Below are 4,227 nucleotides of genomic sequence, written 5' to 3' on the forward strand. Positions count from 1 at the left end.
GATCCTCTATCCCCACTTCACCGATAAGGTGGTTCCGGGCTGGTTCGACAAAACCCTGCCCTGGCGTCGCGGCGATGCCACCCGGCTGCAGGATGTACTGTTGGTGTCACCCTCCCCGGAATATCTGGAATCCCTGCCAGACCGGAAACTGCCAGACCGGAAGGACTTCGAGCGCTACATCGGAGACGACGCTGGCCGCGAGCGCGCGTGGCGCAAGGCGATTGCCGAAAGCGACCGGTTGGGTGACGAGTTCATGGAATTGGTGGAATCCGGGCGTCTGAAGGACGTCATTCGACCTCTGGATGGGAAGCGCTGAGCGCAGGCAATACGCTCCGCTTTGACTATACTGCCCTTGGATACAAAAGAATAAAGCAGGGGCTGACCAATGACTGATGAGAAGCCGGAAATTCCCAGAACCACGCCGTGTTCAGTGCTGGTCGAGGGCGGCAAGAACTACTTCTGGTGCGCCTGTGGCCGCAGTAACAGCCAGCCATTCTGTGACGGCTCCCACAAGGGAACAGGATTTACGCCGGTTAAATACACGGCTGAAAAGAAAGAATGGGTGTGGTTCTGCGGCTGCAAGCACACCGGCAACCCGCCGTTGTGCGACGGCACCCACAAAACCCTGGATCAGGGTGCCTGAATACCGGGCTGGAGGCTTAGCCGGTAACCGCTGAAACCGTGTAGCGTATCCTGCAATGCCAGTACTCTCAGCGTAACAGAGACTTGGCGATCATCGGCATCCAACAGCTTGAGGTCGATACGCTGTATTTGTCGCTCCTGGCGGGACGCCTGTAGGGTCCTGAGGAAGTTTTCCACGTAGGTGGGGTCGACCAATTGCTCGAATGGGGTGCCGGCCAGGTCCGCCGGTGCCTTATTCAGAAGCTCCACCACCTGGGGTGAAATGTATCCGGTCAGTGCCTTTTCATCCAGCTCACAGATCGTTGCGCCGGAAAGGGCGACCAGGTCCCGGCTGCGTTGTTCGCTGTCATTCAATGCCTGCCGCAGGATCGATTTTTCAACCTGCATGTTGTTCAGTTGCTGTTCGTACCCGTGGGATACTTTTTCGGCGTTTCGGTAGTGGCTTTGCCACCGGCGGATGCGCAGGCACAGGAAAACCACGACCACCGTCGCCAGCACCGTCATCGCCAGCCCCGCAAGCCAGATAAAACGGAAGGAACGGCGGGCAGGTTGAGACAGGAATCCGGAATCCGGCAGTGTGGTTACCAGCCAGCGATGATCTCCAATTTCGACTTCAGAGCGCAGGGACTGGGAACGATCCGGGCTTTCTGCGCGAATGGCCTGGAACAAGGGGGTTTTGGTATGCCGCTCCAGGGTGTCCACGCGCAAATTGAGCATACCGGGTACCGCATCCTTGAACACAGTGGCAAGCCATAGCTCTGCGGGCGCTACGTTATTAATGGTTCTGGCTGGTGCGACTCCATCTGTATAGAGCGGCGGAAGCTCGTCATACCCACGTAGGCGGGCGACAAGCGCATTGTGCTGCTTGCGGTATACCTGCTCAGCGAGTGACCGTGATTGTTCCTCAAGCGCCTGCGCGGTCAGGCCGGTAACAACAAGGCCGGCAAACAATACCAGCAGGGGCGCCCACAGGTGTGGCAGCGCCATAGCGTGTCCTGTCCCTGTCAATCTGGGGCTTTCCATAGGTTGATCCATAACCGGTGGCGAACGTGTAGGGAACTTCCTGCTCTTATACTTTAGACCACTGCTCGTGCCCTGGGAAACTTTGCTCAGGAATCCATCGCTGTCAGGTCTGGACCTGCCGTGCCGAACCGTATACCAGCAGGAATACGGCAAAACCCGTCACCACCACCGAGGGGCCGGCCGGTGTGTCCAGGTGCCAGGACATCGTAAGTCCACCACTGACGGCGATAAAACCGAACAGGATGGCCAGCCCCACCATATGTTCGGGGTTGCCGGCCAATCTTCTGGCGGTGGCTGCCGGAATGATCAGTAATGCGGTAATCAGCAGGACTCCGACAATCTTCATGGCCACTGCGATCACGATGGAAAACATCAGCATCAGCACCAGCCGCAGACGTTCAACCGGTACGCCCTCAACCCGCGCCAGTTCCTCGTGAATGGTGCTCATCAGAAGACCGCGCCAGAGTACAGTCAGTAACGCCAGAATCAGGACGGCACCGCCGTATATCCACAACAGGTCGTTTCGGCTCATGGCCAGCAGGTCCCCGAACAGCAGGCCGGTCAGGTCCACTCGAATGTCGGGCATGAAGCTGAGTGTGACCAGGCCGATGGCCAGGGCACTATGGGCGAGGATACCCAGCAGGGTATCGGTGGCCAGAGTCTTGCTGCGAGAGAACAGCACCAGGGCAATCGCCAGCACCACGCAGGTCACGATAACCCCCACATTCAGCGGAACACTGATCAGAAAACTCAGGGCAATGCCCAGCAATGCCGAGTGCGCCAGGGTGTCGCCGAAATAGGCCATCCGCCGCCACACCACGAAGCAGCCCAGCGGACCGGCGATCAGGGCTACACCGAGACCGCCAATCAGCGCCCGCCAGAAAAAGTCGCCGAGCACGGCATCAATGATGGGCATGGGAGCACTCCGCGTGGTCATCGTGGTCGGCGGACACCACATCGCCATGCAGATCGTGGCTGTGGTTGTGGTGGTGATGGTATACCGCGAGACTTTCCGCTACCGGACGACCGAAGGTTTCGATAAAGGCGGGATCGTGGGAGATATCCGCCGGATACCCGCTGCAGCAGACGTGCTGGTTCAGGCAGATAACCTTGTCGGTGGCGGCCATGACCAAATGCAGATCATGGGAGATCATGATCACACCGCAGTTCAGTTCGTCCCGCAGGCTACGGATCAGCTCATAGAGCGAGGCCTGGCCATTGATGTCCACGCCTTGGGCCGGTTCGTCCAGAACCAGTAGATCTGGCCTGCGAGCCAGCGCCCTCGCGAGCAGCAATCGCTGTTTTTCGCCACCGGACAATCGATGAACCGAGGCGTCGAGCAAATGTTCCACACCGGTCTTGGTCAGCGCTTCAACGCACTCCTGGTGTGATCGGCCACTGAGCAGCATGAACCGCTTTACGCTGAGTGGCAGTGTCGTTTCCAGTGTCAGGTGCTGGGGCACGTAACCGATGGTGAGCCCGGGCGCGATAGTCAGGGCACCGCCCGAGACCGGCTGGATACCCAGTATAGCCTTGATCAGTGTGGTCTTTCCGGCACCATTGGGGCCGATAATGGTGATGATATCCCCGCGCTGGACTCGCAGATCCACACGGTCCACCACGGGGCGGTCATCGAAGTTGACGGTTAATCGGTTCAGCTCTACCAATGCATCAGTCATGGGCAGTGTCCGATTTACAGCCGGGGCAAATGCCGGATACCTCGATGGTCATGTTGTCTGGCTGGAAAGCCTCGTCCGCCGCGGCACTCTGGACCGCATCGGATACGCCGGGCGCCGTCAGTTCCAGCACGTTGCCGCAACAACGGCAGATCAGGAACAACCCATGGTGGTTCTTATCCGTGTGAGTGCAGCCGACGAATGCGTTCAGTGACGCAATCCGGTGAACAAGTCCGTGCTGCTGCAGAAAATCCAGTGCACGGTACACCGTGGGGGGCGCCGCATTGTGACCATCCGCAGCCAGCACGGCAAGCACGTCGTAGGCGCCAAGTGGCTTGTGGGATTGCCAGATCAGTTCCAGCACCCGCTCACGGGTGGGTGTCAGGCGGGCATTGTGCTGCTGACAGATAGTTCGGGCCTCTGTCAGCGCCTGGGCAACACAGGCGTCATGATTGTGCGGTCGATAGGGAAGAGCGCTGGGTGACATGGGCACTGTCCTGTAGAATTTGCAACATTATAACATTAGCAAAAGACAGTGCCAGGTGTGATGATCACCGGTGAGCGCTAGCGGGAGGCCTCCAGTGCCAATGACTCAAGGTAGCCGAGGTCGGGAATAAAGGCGGTTTCGCCTTCGACTTCAACCGCCATCAGGTCGGCAGGGCCGGTGTCGCCGTCAACCTTCTTCAACTGATCTTCGGTCAGACGTGTCTGGCTGGGGATGCCCTGGGTGACCAGCGCCATAAAGGGGACCGAGTTATGGTGATCACCGATGGTGTTCAGTATGACGATTCGGCCACGATTGCCACCGGGCACGGTCAGTTTGCCGCCATTCGCGGCATCGTAGGAGATCACCGGCAGGTTCAGGCCCCGCCAATCAAGCTCGCCC

General features: G+C 58.9%; 6 protein-coding genes and 1 pseudogene. 2 read left to right on the forward strand and 5 right to left on the reverse strand.

The features are described from left to right. Together B3M52_RS09005 and B3M52_RS09010 are read left to right on the forward strand one after the other, a co-directional pair. Positions 1 to 316, forward strand: a pseudogene (locus tag B3M52_RS09005) (patatin-like phospholipase family protein); the annotation flags it as partial. 69 nt (positions 317 to 385) lie between these two features. Further along, on the forward strand, positions 386 to 643 hold the full coding sequence (locus B3M52_RS09010) for a CDGSH iron-sulfur domain-containing protein (protein WP_036211407.1): 258 nt from the start codon (positions 386 to 388) through the stop codon (positions 641 to 643). Here B3M52_RS09010 and B3M52_RS09015 read toward each other — a convergent pair. The 5 genes from B3M52_RS09015 to B3M52_RS09035 form a co-directional block, all read right to left on the reverse strand. Next, positions 631 to 1,629, reverse strand: coding sequence for a PAS domain-containing protein (locus B3M52_RS09015; RefSeq protein WP_051947083.1), 999 nt, complete (start codon positions 1,627 to 1,629; stop codon positions 631 to 633). The two genes, B3M52_RS09010 and B3M52_RS09015, sit on opposite strands and share 13 nt — an antisense overlap. Before the next feature lie 139 nt (positions 1,630 to 1,768). Then, positions 1,769 to 2,581 carry an iron chelate uptake ABC transporter family permease subunit gene (locus B3M52_RS09020; RefSeq protein WP_036211404.1) on the reverse strand — a complete coding sequence of 271 codons (813 nt, stop codon included), beginning with the start codon at positions 2,579 to 2,581 and terminating at the stop codon, positions 1,769 to 1,771. Next, on the reverse strand, positions 2,568 to 3,344 hold the full coding sequence (gene znuC, locus B3M52_RS09025; RefSeq protein ID WP_036211401.1) for a zinc ABC transporter ATP-binding protein ZnuC: 777 nt from the start codon (positions 3,342 to 3,344) through the stop codon (positions 2,568 to 2,570). The genes B3M52_RS09020 and znuC overlap by 14 nt, the downstream gene beginning before the upstream one ends. Then, positions 3,337 to 3,828: a Fur family transcriptional regulator gene (locus B3M52_RS09030; protein ID WP_036211398.1), complete on the reverse strand. Its 492-nt coding sequence runs from the start codon at positions 3,826 to 3,828 to the stop codon at positions 3,337 to 3,339. Before B3M52_RS09030 ends, znuC begins: the two co-directional genes overlap by 8 nt. Positions 3,829 to 3,905: 77 nt before the next feature. Continuing rightward, positions 3,906 to 4,227 (reverse strand): chemotaxis protein CheW (locus B3M52_RS09035; RefSeq protein WP_286749431.1); only part of this gene is annotated, 322 nt, incomplete at its 5' end.

The sequence above is a fragment of the Marinobacter sp. UBA2688 genome, from assembly GCF_002352785.1.
GTDB lineage: Bacteria > Pseudomonadota > Gammaproteobacteria > Pseudomonadales > Oleiphilaceae > Marinobacter > Marinobacter salarius.

Coding starts and splice junctions, on each gene's coding strand:
- znuC (WP_036211401.1), bottom strand. CDS start 3,344: ATGACTGATGCATTGGTAGAGCTGAACCGATTAACCGTCAACTTCGAT.
- B3M52_RS09015 (WP_051947083.1), bottom strand. CDS start 1,629: ATGGCGCTGCCACACCTGTGGGCGCCCCTGCTGGTATTGTTTGCCGGC.
- B3M52_RS09030 (WP_036211398.1), bottom strand. CDS start 3,828: ATGTCACCCAGCGCTCTTCCCTATCGACCGCACAATCATGACGCCTGT.
- B3M52_RS09020 (WP_036211404.1), bottom strand. CDS start 2,581: ATGCCCATCATTGATGCCGTGCTCGGCGACTTTTTCTGGCGGGCGCTG.
- B3M52_RS09010 (WP_036211407.1), top strand. CDS start 386: ATGACTGATGAGAAGCCGGAAATTCCCAGAACCACGCCGTGTTCAGTG.